The 15348-nt window shown below is 45.8% G+C and carries 11 protein-coding genes, 3 pseudogenes and 1 other annotated feature; of the genes and pseudogenes, 8 read left to right on the top strand and 6 right to left on the bottom strand.

All coding sequences use genetic code 11. The annotated features are described in order from the left end of the window. The first annotated feature begins 4 nt into the window (after window positions 1-4). Window positions 5-1033 carry a UDP-glucose 4-epimerase GalE gene (gene galE / locus OK023_RS03420; protein WP_317694822.1) on the top strand — a complete coding sequence of 343 codons (1029 nt, stop codon included), beginning with the start codon at window positions 5-7 and terminating at the stop codon, window positions 1031-1033. A gap of 149 nt (window positions 1034-1182) precedes the next feature. Beyond that, window positions 1183-1785, top strand: a complete 603-nt coding sequence (locus tag OK023_RS03425) for a MepB family protein (protein ID WP_317694824.1) — start codon at window positions 1183-1185, stop codon at window positions 1783-1785. 421 nt (window positions 1786-2206) lie between these two features. Continuing rightward, window positions 2207-2320, top strand: a sequence feature (AL1L pseudoknot). On the opposite strand, the pseudogene OK023_RS03430 reads toward OK023_RS03425, so the two are convergent. The 3 genes and pseudogenes from OK023_RS03430 to OK023_RS03440 all read right to left on the bottom strand — a co-directional run. Continuing rightward, window positions 2302-2445: pseudogene (locus tag OK023_RS03430) on the bottom strand (IS1 family transposase); the annotation flags it as partial. It overlaps the preceding feature by 19 nt. A 145-nt stretch (window positions 2446-2590) precedes the next feature. After that, entirely contained in the window at window positions 2591-5635 is a 3045-nt protein-coding gene (locus OK023_RS03435) for an autotransporter outer membrane beta-barrel domain-containing protein (RefSeq protein ID WP_317694826.1), read from the bottom strand. A 431-nt stretch (window positions 5636-6066) separates the two neighbouring features. Next, window positions 6067-6870: pseudogene (locus OK023_RS03440) on the bottom strand (IS5 family transposase). 202 nt (window positions 6871-7072) lie between these two features. Here OK023_RS03440 and OK023_RS03445 point away from each other — a divergent pair. After that, complete coding sequence (locus tag OK023_RS03445; RefSeq protein ID WP_317694828.1) at window positions 7073-7438, top strand: transposase domain-containing protein; 366 nt, start codon at window positions 7073-7075, stop codon at window positions 7436-7438. A gap of 217 nt (window positions 7439-7655) precedes the next feature. Here the strand turns inward: OK023_RS03445 and tnpC are convergent, their stop codons facing one another. The 3 genes and pseudogenes from tnpC to tnpA form a co-directional block, all read right to left on the bottom strand. Then, window positions 7656-9113, bottom strand: a complete 1458-nt coding sequence (gene tnpC, locus OK023_RS03450; protein ID WP_317694830.1) for an IS66 family transposase — start codon at window positions 9111-9113, stop codon at window positions 7656-7658. A gap of 27 nt (window positions 9114-9140) precedes the next feature. After that, window positions 9141-9476, bottom strand: a complete 336-nt coding sequence (tnpB, locus tag OK023_RS03455) for an IS66 family insertion sequence element accessory protein TnpB (RefSeq protein WP_317694832.1) — start codon at window positions 9474-9476, stop codon at window positions 9141-9143. Beyond that, window positions 9470-9706: pseudogene (gene tnpA / locus OK023_RS19135) on the bottom strand (IS66 family insertion sequence element accessory protein TnpA); the annotation flags it as partial. The gene tnpB and the pseudogene tnpA, both read right to left, overlap by 7 nt. 268 nt (window positions 9707-9974) lie before the next feature. Between tnpA and OK023_RS19140 the strand changes: the two are divergent. From OK023_RS19140 to OK023_RS03475, 5 genes are all read left to right on the top strand, one after another. Then, window positions 9975-10265 carry a winged helix-turn-helix domain-containing protein gene (locus OK023_RS19140; protein WP_411569384.1) on the top strand — a complete coding sequence of 97 codons (291 nt, stop codon included), beginning with the start codon at window positions 9975-9977 and terminating at the stop codon, window positions 10263-10265. Between the two features lie 336 nt (window positions 10266-10601). After that, the gene (locus OK023_RS03460) at window positions 10602-11126 is read left to right on the top strand and encodes a fimbrial protein (protein ID WP_317694835.1); all 525 of its coding nucleotides are present in this window, start codon (window positions 10602-10604) and stop codon (window positions 11124-11126) included. 90 nt (window positions 11127-11216) lie between these two features. Beyond that, a complete protein-coding gene (locus tag OK023_RS03465; RefSeq protein WP_317694837.1) occupies window positions 11217-11897 on the top strand; it encodes a molecular chaperone in 681 nt (226 codons plus the stop codon). 98 nt (window positions 11898-11995) lie between these two features. Next, a complete protein-coding gene (locus OK023_RS03470) occupies window positions 11996-14542 on the top strand; it encodes a fimbria/pilus outer membrane usher protein (protein ID WP_317694839.1) in 2547 nt (848 codons plus the stop codon). A gap of 108 nt (window positions 14543-14650) precedes the next feature. Continuing rightward, a protein-coding gene (locus OK023_RS03475) for an IS1 family transposase (protein ID WP_317694841.1) occupies window positions 14651-15348 on the top strand; the annotation gives its coding sequence in 2 pieces (ribosomal slippage) (window positions 14651-14909 and window positions 14909-15348; 699 coding nt in all).

Consider the following 15348-nt stretch of genomic DNA (forward strand, 5'->3'; position numbering starts at 1 on the left):
TAGTATGACAATTTTAGTCACAGGTGGTGCTGGTTATATTGGTTCCCACACTGTTCTATCACTACTTGAGCTGAATAAGGATGTGGTAGTTCTAGACAATCTGTCGAATTCGTCTGAGGAGTCACTGCGCCGAGTGAAGCAATTAACAGGAAAAGAGGTGATTTTTTATGAGGGCGATATTCAGGATGACACATGCCTAAAGCATATTTTTGATTGCCATAAGATTTCTTCAGTGATCCATTTTGCCGGGCTGAAAGCGGTAGGCGAGTCCACGCACAACCCTTTGGAGTACTATAAAAATAACGTCTCTGGGACTCTCACTCTCTTGGATGAAATGCGCCGGGCTAATGTGCATCAACTTATTTTCAGTTCTTCAGCAACCGTCTATGGCGCAAATTCCCCAGTTCCTTATGTCGAAACGACTCCCATCGGCAGTACTACCAGCCCGTATGGCACTTCCAAAATGTTTATTGAGCACATTCTGCAAGATTTTGCCAAAGCCGAGCCTCAATTCTCAACTATTGCTTTACGTTATTTCAACCCTGTCGGTGCCCATGAGTCAGGCCTGATCGGTGAAGACCCAAATGGTATACCCAATAATTTGTTGCCCTATATTGCGCAGGTAGCAATCGGCAAACTGGAAAAACTGGGGGTTTTTGGTGGTGATTATCCTACCAGGGATGGTACAGGGGTACGTGATTATATTCATGTCATGGATCTGGCAGAAGGACACTGTATAGCGATGGATAAGTTGCGAATACTCAGAGGTTTTAGGGCCTACAATCTGGGGAGCGGGGTTGGGTACTCAGTATTGGAAATGATACAGGCTTTTGAAAAAGCGTCGGGTGTGACTATTCCTTATCAGATATTGCCGCGTCGTGATGGTGACCTCCCTGCTTTCTGGGCCGATGCAGGGTTAGCCAAGATGGAACTCGGTTGGGAAGTGTCTCGTGGTATTAATACCATGATGCGAGATACTTGGAATTGGCAAAATAAAAATCCGAAGGGTTATCATCATCACCATGATCGCTAAATTTAATTTAGCATGCTATTCAGGGTTGAATACCGAGTAATGTACTCATGGTTATTGGCATATTTAGCTTGGCAAACAGGAGGCGAGCATCTATGGATAAATCGAACTTTTGCTGATCGCTACACTGAGGCGAAAGAGGGAAATTAGGTATGTTGGGAAATAGTAAAGACGTTGAAGGGACTTGGTTTGCCGATCCGATGAAGGGGAGCATTCCCGTTCAACTTTCCGATATAATAAACGACGTGTTATTGCCCGCCGGGATCTGCATATCGCAACCTCAACGAGAAACTGAGAGCGGCGAGTATGGCGCCTGTCAGTTTGAGGTGGAAGGCAAGCGAGTCTTATTCCGCGTCGCTAATACAACCCCAACTAAACTCGGGCAATTTGTGACCATGTGGAAAAGACCGCGTGCACAGGATGAGATTATGCCCATCGATTATGACGATGGCATTGAGTTCGTATTAGTGAGCGTCTTTGATCATACTCATCGGGGTCTCTTTATCTTCAACAAATATGTGCTGGCGAAAAAGGGGGTCATGTCAGTGAAGGGCAAAGAGGGGAAAAGAGCCATTCGCGTTTATGCTCCTTGGGTTAAACCCATTGTGAAACAAGCGATTACAACGCAAGAATGGCAGTTGCAGCACTTCGTTTCAGCAGCTTCCGGTGAAGTCAATTTTAATAAGCTCAAGGCGTTGCTAACACTAGATAATTGGGTTAAGGGACACCCCCTAACAATAGATAGTCTTTTCTAAGGGGCTATGTGTAATCCTGTGGTGCGACACGAGTTGGCTCTAATGGAATGGACGCTCCCCCCACTTAAACAGCATCAGTGTGCCAATATGGGACTGTGTCAAACACGACCATTTAATAGCTGGGAGAGTCTATCATGAAGATGACAACCCTCGGTATCGATCTGGCAAAAAATGAACCACCTTGGGTTTCTTGGAGACTAAACGCTCAATGAAAGGAGATCCGAAATCACATCAAAATCCGCAAACCGTTATCCATCCGAGTTGCGTGAACGTGCCGTAAGAATGCTATTGGAACATCGCGATGAATATGTCTCTGAGCAGGAAGCCATCCCGCCATTTCATCCAAGATAGGCCGCCATTACGATACCTTGCGGGCCTGGTGGTGCCTTAACAAAACGGCATTCGCAGCAAGCCAGGTCTCGGCTTATTTTGCTCCGGCGGAGTTCGAGCGACACTGGAAAAAATAATGCCACTTATCGAACGCCTGAGTGGCGAATACGGGAGCGGGCCAATCTGCCGCGAGCTGGATATTGTGTAAGTGAGCAGAAAGAGGTGGTGGCAGTCACTGCAACGAAATCTGTCATGGCCTTTAGGGTTCTGACTATGGTGGTAAATCTGAGCAGACTGACAGCACGTACAACAGGCATTAACTCTAGCCATGAGAGAACCTCAGAAGCCTACATTATACATCAGATTCAACTCATTAGAGGCATCATCCCAAAAATCAATTCAGTCTTCTATTTTGCAATAGCGCCCCAGAGTTTCTGGGGCGCTTCATGCTTAATGAAGTTAAGATGATATTAAATCACCATGATATTTTAACACCGAGGCGACCGCTAACACTGCTGCCCTTACCGCCATCAAGAGCATGGTTATAATCAGTTGTGGCAAAGACTGTCCAGTTTTTATTAATTTGACCTGAAATACCTACACCAACCTGTCCCCAAGTGCTACCTAGCTTTGTATCTAGGCTGACCGCATTATTGCCATTGAGATCACGGAATGTGGTTTTGGCATCTGCACCCATCTTGTGCCACAGGTTAGCCCGCCCCCACATAATGACCTTATCTTCAGTCTGAGTCATCACGGTTTTGGTCAGACGGGTACCAATACGTGTATCCAACGTATCCGTGCTGCCGTATTGTACCTGGCCGTAGTCGTCATGGAAGTTATCCAGCGATACATGCTGATAAATTGCCTGTCCCTGTGGTTCGATTGCCCAGTTATTATCAAGGGCAAAAGGATAGCCGCCTTCCAACGATGCTGCAAACCCGCTCCCATCAGTTTTGGAACGGCTACTAGCATACGTTCTGATATCAATATCATCATAGATTGTGCCCTGCATGACGGCATCAACATAAGCGCCTTTGGAGTTTTTGTGCGTCCAATAAGCACCTAATGAGTAGCCTTTCATCGCAACAGTACCAGCATGCCCACCAAAGACACTGTCGACATTACTGTCAATCCTTGATGCGCCGATATAGATGCCAGCCATATCACAAACGCCTTGTTTATCCTGTTTGTTCAACAAATCGAAGCCTGTCTCGAAGCCGTAGAGATCAAAATCATAGGTTGGCCCATTCTGTTCAAAGTGTTGATAGCGTTCACTCATGTTACCCGACTTGTGACCACGATCGCCGGTTTCGCCGAAGATACGTCCCCAAGCAGCATGCGTATCGGCTTTGCTATAGCGTAGGTCCTCACCCTGTCGATCATGATAGGTACCCAGCATAGCGACTCCCAGGCGATTGGCTAGTGCTGGTACAACCATGCTGACTGGTACCTCAGGTCGATAGTTTGGTAATTCCTGCACATTGCCTTTTGGTTCAGTAACTTCTGGTTGTTCGACTTCTGGTTGTTCGACTTCTGGTTGTTCGACTTCTGGTTGTTCGACTTCAGGTGGATTAACGATGACGGTATTGCGCAAATACCAGTTCTGATCGTTGGCATTTCTACCTGTATTCTGACGTCCGCCTTGGTATAACTGATATTCGTAAGCACCTGCAGCAACCCGATTGCCCAGCACAAAAGCGCCTGCATCTGTAGTTGCACCGTTTGCTGTGTCAACCACACGAATACCATCGCCTATTGTCAGAGCACCTTGACCACCTGTGCCCATAATATGCAAGGTAGTATTACCTGAGGCGTGCCCACCGTCGATCAGTAGGCGGTCGCTTGGTGAGTCATCGCCTTCGAGGTAGGTATTGAGCTTAATGACGCCACCTGTGCCAGTATAGTCATGGGTTTTCAGGACGCGATAGCTACTCTGTTGCGCAATGTCAGAGCTAGGAGAGGCGAATGTAATGGCACTGTTTTGGTTAATTAGAGACGACACATTGGCATCGCTTGTTACTGTCCACAATGAAGCATTACTTAGCGTAACCGTGCTTGTGCTATCTTCCGCGGTCAGTGCAGTACCTCTCACTTCGCTGGTGTCTAGTGCCACCTGCGTGTGACCACCGTTCGCGACATTAAGCCACGTGCCATTGTTGTCGAGAGCACGCGAATTGGATAAATTGACCTGCGAACTCCCTTTGTCAGCGTTGATTGTCGTTCCTTGCTCGGATACGATGCTGACATTGTTAAGATTTGCGCTGCTAATATCAGTTGTACTGCTGGCGATGGATAAGGCTGCGGCGTTCAATCCGGTGCTGTGCATTGAACCGTTGGTGAAGTTCAATGTCGCTCCATCTTGTACCCAACCGGTATGAGCCGCCATACCGTCTGTTACTACATTGACGTTATTGGCATTAATCGTCGCATGATTGCCGAGAGCAGCCAGGCTATGGGCCGATTGCCCGGACGTTTCTATTGAAGAATCGCGCAACTCAATCTTACCGTTGTAGCGGGAATAAGCACCATAGGAACCTTCCCCTGCTGTAATTATCGTCGTTCCATCTGCAGTGATGAGACTTTGCGCGGTGTCATTATTACCGTTAAAAGCGAATAAACCGTGCCCTACTTTACCAGTAGTTGTCAGCGTGTCACCGTTGAGTAAAACATGTCCACCTGACAGAGCATAAGCTGCATGACTAGTGCTGGTGATATCGGTATTACCGGTAGATAGGTCGATCAATGTATTCGCACCATTGGCATATAGGCCAAAGTTACCGGATTTTATAGAGCCATTTTCGATGAGGATCGAGTTTGTGCCGGGCATAGAGTTGGCGCCATAGTTAGTGGCATTGATGTCAACATTTTTGATAGTAACAAGAGCGTTACCATTTATCGCTTGTGCACCGACAGCCGCAGTGATTGTACCATCTGTCATGGTAATAACACTGTTACCGTTATTTTGTATACCTGATCCGCTAGACGTAATCTTCAGATTGTTTGCTACGATATTGCTGTTACCATTTGCAAACAAACCAGCAGTATTCAGCCCCGACACATTCAACTCACTGTTCGAAACAGTGATGTTTGAGTTACTAGAGGCTCGGAAAGCATAGGCAAATTGCCCTGTTGTAGTAATAAGGCCGTTGTTGAAATTAGCCTGGCCATAACTGAACGCATATAACCCATTGATATTTTTGCCTGTAGTGCTGATCGTTACGTTATCAGCATTGATGACACTGTTCTTGCCAGAAACGTTCACAAGGCCATCTGCGGCACTATCATTGATAGCATCGGAATGCAGAATATTACCATTCAATGTCGTAGTGCTACCACTCGACTCTACAATTCTATCATCTGCAGCGAATACCTGAGTTGGGATGGCAAGCAGTGATGAAATCGCCAAAGCGAGTGGCGATAATCTTAACAACCACTGATGGTTATCTTTTAGTTTATAGAGATAACTCTTTGAAAAACCCTTTTTGGGAACTGATAAAAAGCGATCGTTGTTTACCATCTTGAGACTATTTCCTTGATAAGTCTGAATTTCTTACTGATTTAAAATATTTAATGAACATATGTTCAATATGTGGGAAAACGAGAAAAAAAGTTAATACTTGCAAGTAATAAAACGCGTAGTAATTGACTTTTCAGAATATCCCTTCGTACGACATAGCCAATTACTCAAGAAAAAATATAAATACTTTCAAATTAACCTGGATAATTCAAATAGTGCCAATGCTTATATTTTTGTTTTTTTTACTTATTTTTCAGTTGTTTGAGTATTTCAGGGCGCAATTTTAATGCATATAAACAAGTCGAAGAAAGGATTTTCCTCAATGGATGTGTGCCTATCGTTTGTGATGCTTACAATAATATTTTTACCAAAAAACTATCTTCTTTAAATATTTCCATATAGTCAATAGTGAAATTCTTAGGCTGTGTCCCTTAACCCAATAGTCGCTTTAAAAACAACCGAACAGAGCCTAATTTAAGCATGCAAAGGTCATTTCTGGCGGTTTTTTCCGAGCGAGTGGCAATGCGACGATGTTCTTTTAACATCCCAAAGCACCGCTCGACGACATTGCGTTTTTTATACCGCTGAGTATCCAGTTTTCTGCGTCCATCTCGACTGGCTTTTTCATTCGATTTAAAAGGAATAACCGCTTTTATGCCTTTTATTTTCAGGTGATTACGAAGCTTCTGGCTCGAATAGCCCTTATTGGCTAACATGGCGTTAGGACGGGACTTTAGGTGTCCACTTTTTCTAATAATACCAACTCGGTTTAACAACGTTTCAGCATATTGACTCTCATGAGTTTGCCCACCGCTCAGGCAAAAGCTTAACGGCAACCCTGAGCTGTCTGTCGCCAAATGGACTTTGGCGCCAAAACCACCTCGAGAGCGACCAAGTCCATGCTCCTTGAGTTCATCGGGGTACTTTTTTAGCTCCTGCTGCCGCTTTTAATGCCCTGATATTGCTGCCATCCAGTGCTATAGCATCCCAATTGATGAGTTTGTTCTCATCCAAAATCTGGAGTAATTATTGAAAATACTATTTATTACTCCAGATTTTGACCACCGATTAAAACGGTTGTAAATCGTTTTCTAATTGCCATACCTTTCAGGAAGATCTCGCCAGGGAGCACCAGAGCAAAGCACCCAAAAGATCCCGTTCATTACAGGCCTATGTTCAAGGTAGGGACGACCACTGCTAACACGATTACGTTCAGGCGGCAACAGGGTGGAAATGAACGCCTAAGCCTCATCAGGGACATCATAACGAGCCAAATTCAAAAGCCTCTTGTCGGCTAAATATCGCTAAATTGTACAAAAAATAGTTACGAGGCACACCCTAGCATCAGGGGATGAGGTTAGGCATGAATCAGCAACTCACCTTCACGGATAGCGAGTTCAATGGGTAAGCGCCGCAAAATCCGTAAAGAGATATTTTTTGCTCGCACGGACACTCTACTCCGATGGCCCAGAATGTTTGCTGTCATTGAACCCGTTTACACGCGTAGCGGTGCGCGGTCGATATAGCCTGGTTGAAACGACGAAAGCCAATGGGCTTGTTCCATTTGACTACCTGATGCAGGTGTTTACCCAACTGCCAGCCCTTGCCGGTGAGAGTGAACTGGCTCGCTACCATGATAACCCGCCAGAGCGGTTAAAAACGCCAGGCAGTCAGCGACACAGAATGAACTGGGCTCGTTTCAGCCGGTTGTGTGAACGCTGGATCCCGTCACCCCGAATAATGCACCCTTATCCCATGCAACGCTTCCACGCCAGAACCCGAAGTAGGAGCCGGATGCGTTAGCAGCGCACGTCCGGATCTGCGCGGGGGGTAGCCGGTAACGGCTATCCCTACCGCAACCCCAAGACCGCCGTATGCATCCGGTGATCTCACCTTGAGTGAATAAACTCATCGGTTATTCTATTGGTGCTGGTTGGGCGAAGGTGTTTTTTGCGAAGGGTAGCAGCTCGTCTAGTTGGCTATTTTTCCATGTCGGAATATGGGTAAGAACGAAGCTCAATCAGGTAAAGGGGTCTATACCATTGAGTTTGGCGGTTTGTAGCAGACTCATGATACCGGCCAGGCGCTGCCCGGCCAGCAGTGAACCTGCAAAGAGCCAATTCTTTCTACCCAAAGCCACAGGACGGATGCAGTTTTCAATGTGGTTGTTATCAATCGGGATCCCGCCATCATCCAGATAGCAGAGTAAAGCTGGCCAGCGTTTCAAGGCATGCAGGATGGCTTTGTGGATCCCCGAGTTACCCGGAACTTGATGTTGTTGTGCTAATAACAGTGCATGCAGCGTAGCCAGATGCGGTTTGGCATAACGGTTTCGCCATCGTTGCCGATTTTGGGTTGTTCGCGTTTTTATCAACCGCTCTAATTTGTACAGCTCGCGGATGCCGTCCAGTACGCGTTTGGCCAGTGGGTGATGGTTAACTTTGTATTGCTCAAAGAACTTGCGTCTGACGTGGGCAAGGCACCCGGCTTCTTTTATTGCGCCAGAAGCAAAGAGCGCTTTATAGCCAGCATAGTCATCAACAACCAACGTACCGGTAAAACCGGTCAAAAAAGTCTGTGCATAGCCCCCATTGCGTCCGGGTTGGCAATCAAACATCACCATACGCTGCTCTGCCACTGCCACTGCCACTGCCACTGCCACTGCCGGTGAAGCGTATGCCCAGAGGTAACCACGTTGTGCGGTGCCTTTTTTACCTGCCAGCAAGGTGAGTGGCGTTTCATCAGCATGCAACACCTTCTGCTCACAGAGTAACGTCTGCAACCGTTCTACCAGAGGTTTAAGGGCAATACCTACTTTACCCATCCAATCAGACAGGGTACTGGTAGACAGTGTGATCCCCTCGCGAGCGAAGATTTGGCTTTGCCGATACAGCGGAAGATGGTCAACACATTTATTGATGGTGATATGCGTCAATAAGCCCGGTGCAGCCTGACCTTTATCAATAACCTGTGCCGGTAACTCGGCACTGTGCACCGTCTGGCAGCAAGGGCAGCTATATTGTGGACGTACCGTTTTCCTGACAATAAATTGCGCCGGGATATAATCCAGTGTCTCGTTCACTTCATCACGGAGAAAACGGAGTGGATCACCGCACTGTGGACAGTTTGTGCTCTCCGGCTCCAGCCTGCTTTCTTCACGCGGCAAGTGAGCCGGTAATGCCTGGCGCTTGGGTTTCTTTACCGTAGCCGGTGGTGCTGCGGGCAAGGCTTTTTCCAGTTCGGCTTCCAGCGCGCTGATATCGGTCTCATTGTCCTCATCCAACAGGCTGAGCTGAGCGGGTGAGAAGTTTTCTGCTTTGCGTCCAAACCGGGCTTGACGCGCCTGAGCCAGCAACTCAGCCAGACGAGTATTCTCACGCTGGAGTTTTAGCACCAGCGTGCGTAATTGGTCATTAGTCAGGTCGGACGGCAATGTCATCATGGCAGCAATATTACCACACTGATTAAATATCATCATTTAAATCAAACGATTATGTGATTACTTTTATTGCCAATTCGCCAAGATTTGGCCTTCGACTTGTTGCCAGTCAATGCCTTTTACCAGCCAGGAAAATTGATCGGTGGTCAGTGTCCAGGTGGTGTCCCCTTCTCGAGGCCAGGCAAAATGACCGCGATGTAATCGACGTACCGCCAACCAGACTCCATGCTTGTCCCAGCGCAACAACTTGATGCGAGTGCGTGCTTTATTACAGAAAATAAACGCAGCTTCACTTTGCCAGGTCTGACCGAGATGTTCGGCAACATATTGAGTTAACTTATCCACCCCACACCGCATATCTACGGGCTGGCGAGCAATCCAGACGTGTTCAGGGATCAGCATGTCTGGAGTGCCTGAAGAACTTGGGGCAACTGGTGTAGTTGGCAGGAAATAGATAACCCGCCAGGTGTATTAACTGAGATGATGCCCGATGACACTTTCACTGTCGTGGGAATAAAAGGAGTCACCGGGCTTTTAACAGCTTTATCAGCCTGCATTTTCCAATAATGAAAAGTGGCTAACTTCACGCTATTTTCACGGCAGTAAGCGGATTGGGAGAGTCCACTCTTTCTCCAGTGTTCAGATGCTGCTGTTTATTCTCTTTGCTGTATTGCATTGTCCATTCTCAAGCAGATTGTTCAATACCGAGAATAATGAAAGGGTTTATTAGCTGCAGCAAGGTGAGGCTACCGGACGCTTACGTAAGATCATCTGCTGGTATATGACTATTCATCACTATCAATAAATCTGCGTCACGACAAAAAATTTTGGGATTATCTTCAGATAAAAGGGTAAATAGTTTTACATTCTAAACTGCTATTGGAGACATCTGAAGATGCAATGTATTTTAAAGTAGTCACTCTTAATGATGCTCAGTTACGGTTGTTGTTACTGTTATTAGATAACAAGACTGAAACCGTTGTATTAAAAAATGATATTATGGATAGCGTCTGGAGAGGGTGTGATGAATATCAAACCAATCAAAGGTTGTGGTATTTAATTAAGGTTTTGCGAAATAAACTCACATCGATAGGTATATCCGAAAATTTTATATCAAATGCACATGGCATAGGGTATTACTTAAAAGGTCATGACGTGCACCCTATTTTTTGTGAAGGAAACTCTATTTAAATGTGGATAAAAAAATATTTTCAACAAAAATAAAAAATCAGAGAAGTTACGAGGTGAAGAGTAATGCAATACCATGACAAATATGACTAATATTAGCTATGGTAAATTAAAAATCACTAAACAGCTGCGCCTAATAACATTAATTGTATTTTATAGTGAAAATACACACCAAATGTATTTAAAAAGTCACAACACTAGGGTTGTAGTGAGCTTATCAATTTTCTTGATAAGCTCAAGCATCATGAATCCAGCTTAAAAGTGATGAGTATAGATATGATGGACGCAGCTCTTTAGTATTCCATTGAAAAATAAATCTGTAAAAGGGATTAAAATATTATGACATATCAAGTAAAAAATACACTTATTGCTGCACTGGTGGCTTCAATTTCTCTATCCGCAGTACCTGCATTCGCTAACACCTTTAAGATGGCTGTAGAAGGTGATATCACGGATACAACCTGTGCTGCGACAGTAAGTAAACAAGCCCTTGACATGGGTATTGTTAATAAAAATGACTTTGATTCTGTAGGCGCGTCGGTAGACGGTGATGAATTTACTGTTACTATCCAAAATTGTCCGGCAGTGATGAATACAGCTGCAATTACTATTAAAGGCAGTCCAGATAAGGATAACAGTGATTTATTTTCACTAAATCAACTCAATGGTTCTGCAGAGGGAGTTGGTGTCAGAGTTCAGGCTAGAGATAATAATGATGCTGTTGTTTCTCCTGGTGGAGTTAGTAACTATACGTTGTCTAATGGGGAAGCTAGTGCCTCATTTTTAGTAGACTTAGTTTCAACTAAAGAGGTTAAAGCCGGTTCAATCAATTCTGCAATTAGTGTTGAAGTTACCTATCAGTAAAAATTTGTATGCTTCAGCATAAGGCAAGTTAGTTAGAGTTGAGGCTGACGTTTCATTTGTCAGCCTCTTATTACTTATACGGATTTTAATATGAAGTTTTTTACTAAATTATTACTCCTTATCACAATATTTACCATCAGTAATATCGTTCAGGCATCAGTAATTATTGGCGCTATGCGTCTTGTTTATCTTGGTGATAAAAAAGAAGTTTCATTAAAAGTCAATAATCCAGAACAGGTGCCATACCTTGTCCAAGCTAAAATTAAAAACAGTATAGAAGGTGGCGGAAATCCTCCTTTTCTCATCACACCACCGCTCTTTCGTCTTGACGGCGGACAGCAGAATACTTTGCGCGTGGTTCGTGCAAGTGGAAATTTGCCAACAGATAAAGAATCGTTGTACTGGATAGCGATCAAGTCTATTGCTTCATCCACCAAAGATAATGACCAGAACCAAGTAAAAATTGCACTAACTAGCAATATCAAGCTGATCTACCGCCCGGAAGGAGTGAAAGGAATACCTGAAGATGTTGCTGGCAAACTGACTTGGCAGCGTAATGGTAATCGACTGCAAGTGACTAACCCAACACCGTTTTATATGAACTTCTATGAAGTCAAAGTCGCTGGCAAGCAGATTAAAGATGTCACTTATGTTGCACCAGGCAGCACAGCGAATTTTATACTGCCGGCGGGAGTGAATGAAGGCAATGTAAGCTGGACGCTTATCAGCGATTACGGCTCCTTTGGTCAGGAACACAGTGCAGCGCTGTAAGCCTTATACAGAACACCTTGTAAACCCTAAGTTTCTCTACCATCGGGAGCCTAAAGTACCTGAGCACAGGTTTGTGTGGCCGATAGGAAATCCAATCAATGAACCAGCGTCAAATACCAACCCCCTCATTACGAGTCAGCCAGTTAGCTCGGTTAATCACTCTACTACTGGGTTGTTCATCCTTTATGGGTGAGGCAAAGGAGTATTTTGACCCGGCATTGCTGGCGATTGGGGAACCAGAGCAGGGGAATAGCGATCTGTCAGCCTTTGAAGCGGGGAATAACCTGGCTGCAGGCACTTACCGGGTTGGTATCTCCTTGAACGATCGACCGCAGGATGCCCGTGATATTGAATTTCGCTTGGTAAAGGGGGCTGAGGGCAAAGAAAGTCTGCAACCTTGTTTGACCCTGGAACAACTGCAAGCCATGGGGGTTAAGACTGAACTATTTCCTAACCTGGGCGATGCTGATACCAAATGTGTCAAGCTGGATGCCATTGCGCAAGCCAATACCCACTTCGATTTTGCCCGGCAACAGCTGATGCTGAGCATACCACAAGCGGCAATCGTTCAGACAGCGCGTGATTTTATACCAGAAAGCCAATGGGATAATGGTATCCCAGCTCTACTGCTCAACTATCAGTTGAGTGGAGCTAATAACGTGACGCGTAGTAGGGGCAACATGAGTAATCAGTTTGCCAATCTCCGTCCAGGACTTAATGTTGGGTCATGGCGACTGCGTAACTATACGACCTGGAGCAAAAACAGCAATGCGCCGGGCGAGTGGAATACTCTTTATACCTACGCGCAACGCAATTTGATTGGACTGAAAAGCAAATTAACCCTGGGTGACAGTAACTCGCCCAGTGATGTATTTGACGGCGTTTCCTTTCGTGGGGCACAACTGTCATCGGATGATGACATGATACCGAACAGCCTTAAAGGATATGCCCCGGTAATCCGGGGAATTGCCCGTACCAATGCGCAGATCTCCATCCGCCAAAACGGCAATCTGATTTACCAAAGCTTTGTGTCACCAGGAGCTTTTGAAATCAATGATTTGTACCCGACTGGCGGTGGTGGAGATCTGCACGTAACCATTAAGGAATCCGATGGAAATGAACAGCATATCGTTGTGCCTTTCGCTTCATTGCCCATTTTACGACGCGAAGGCCAGTTCAAGTACGCATTAACTGGTGGTCAGTATCGTTCTTACAATGGAAGTGTTGATAAAACGCCATTCGGTCAAGGGGTAGCAATTTATGGCCTGCCACAAGGTACTACAGTCTACGGCGGTGGTCAGTTTGCTCATCCTTACCAGTCTTTGGCTTTAGGAATAGGAAAAAACCTCGGCAACTTTGGGGGTCTATCTCTTGATATCACCCAGAGCTGGGCAAGCCTTAAAGATCAGTCCAAAGAAAGCGGCCAGTCATTGCGTCTCCGTTACAGTAAGAGCATTGCCCAGACAGGGACCAGCTTGGCGATTGCTGGTTATCGTTATTCAACCGACGGTTATTACAATCTGCAGGACGTTTTGAACACCTACCGGGAAGGCGAGAATCTCTATGTACGTGAACGTCGGCGCAGCCGTTCTGAACTGACCTTGAACCAGAAACTCTGGGAAAAAGCAGGTAACCTGTCTTTGAGCTGGATAAGTGAAGATTACTGGAATAGTGAACGCACGACACGTTCGCTAGGCATACAGTATAACAACTACTGGCAAGGTATCAGTTACGAACTGAGCTATAGCAACAACCAAAGCTCCTCAACCAGTGGTCGTAATGGACAAGTCTATGCTAGAGATCAAATTTTTGCCTTTAATATCAGTGTCCCACTAGATCGTTGGCTGAAGAATAGCTATGCCAGCTATTACCTGAATAGCAGCAGGGACATCGGCAGTAACAATAGGTTGAGTTTCAGAGGTACGGCTTTGGAAGATAAGAACCTGAATTGGATGGTGCAACAAGGTTATGGCAGTCGTGACATGGGAAACAGTGGCAATCTTAATCTCGACTATCGCGGGCGTTATGCTGAGACTGTTGCAGGGTATGCGTATAGCCCTAACAATCAGCGGTTGAATTATGCGTTGTCCGGCGGAGTTATTGCACACAGTGAAGGTGTGACCTTTGGCCAGCCTTTGGGAGAAACGGTAGTGTTAGTAAAAGCGCCAGGTGCCAGCGGAGTTGGTGTGACTAACAAGAGAGGGGTAAAAACCGATTGGCGGGGTTACGCTATTATCCCTTACAGTAGTCCGTATAAAAAAAATAATATACAGCTGAATGCGGAAACGTTGCCGGATAATACTGAACTGGCCCTTACAGCGCAAGAGATAGTGCCAACTAGGGGGGCGGTTGCCAAAGTCAGTTTTGATACCAAAATAGGGCAACGCATGTTGATGACGCTGATACGTAAGGGGGGACAAGCCGTTCCTTTTGGCGCAATAGTGACCGAACTCACTCAGCAAGACACACAGGGTTTTATTGTGGGGGACGAAGGGCAGGTTTATCTGGTTGGTCTGGCCGACAACGGCGTGTTAAAAGCGAAATGGGGTAACGATGCTGATCAGCAATGCCAAGTGAAGTATACTCTGGCCAAACAGGCAACTGATAACTCTGGTGTATCAGTCCTAGAGGCTACTTGTTTATAAAGGGAGCTCGTAAATTATTCTGTGTAACTGACCGCCTATTAAAGGTGATCGTTTAGGAGTCGTGACTCCGATTTAGTGTTGTTGTACTCTTTGCATTTTGGATGATTGATGGCGAAGATTGATGTGGTTTGTCCCCCTTGCTCCGAAACTCAGGGGGTCATCCGAAACGGTCATTCCAGTTCAGGGGCGCAGCTCTATCGCTGTAAGCATTGCCTGAAGACCTTTCAGCTCCACTACCGCTACAACGGGGCGAAACCCGAAACCCACCAAACGATTGTTGATATGATGATTAATCGCTCTGGATGCCGCGATACGGCTAGAGTACTGCGGATAAGTCTTAACACCGTTTTCCGTCATCTAAAAAACTCGCACCGCATCAGGTAGCGCAAAACGTTGAGCCAGGCGCAGAAGTCGTTATCTGCTGTGAAGCCGATGAACAGTGGTCATATGTCCGCTGTAAAGGGAATCAACGCTGGCTGTTTTATGCCTATGACCGCATCCGAAAGCGCGTCATCGCCCATGTCTTTGGCCCACGAAATGCGCTGACATTAAAGCGTCTTCTGGTTTTGCTGAGCCAGTTTAGCATTGCCTTCTACATGACCGATGCCTGGCCGGTATACCGAACTTTATTGTCCTCAACCAGTCATGTTATCAGCAAGAAATACACCCAGCGGATAGAGCGACATAATCTGAACCTGCGGACACATCTTAAGCGGCTTACCCGCAAAATCCTATGCTTCTCAAAGTCAGAAGAAATGCACGACAAGATCATAGGCTGGTATCTGACAATCAACCACTACCACTAA

Origin of the sequence: Serratia sp. UGAL515B_01 (assembly GCF_033095805.1) — a bacterium.
Taxonomy (GTDB): domain Bacteria; phylum Pseudomonadota; class Gammaproteobacteria; order Enterobacterales; family Enterobacteriaceae; genus Chania.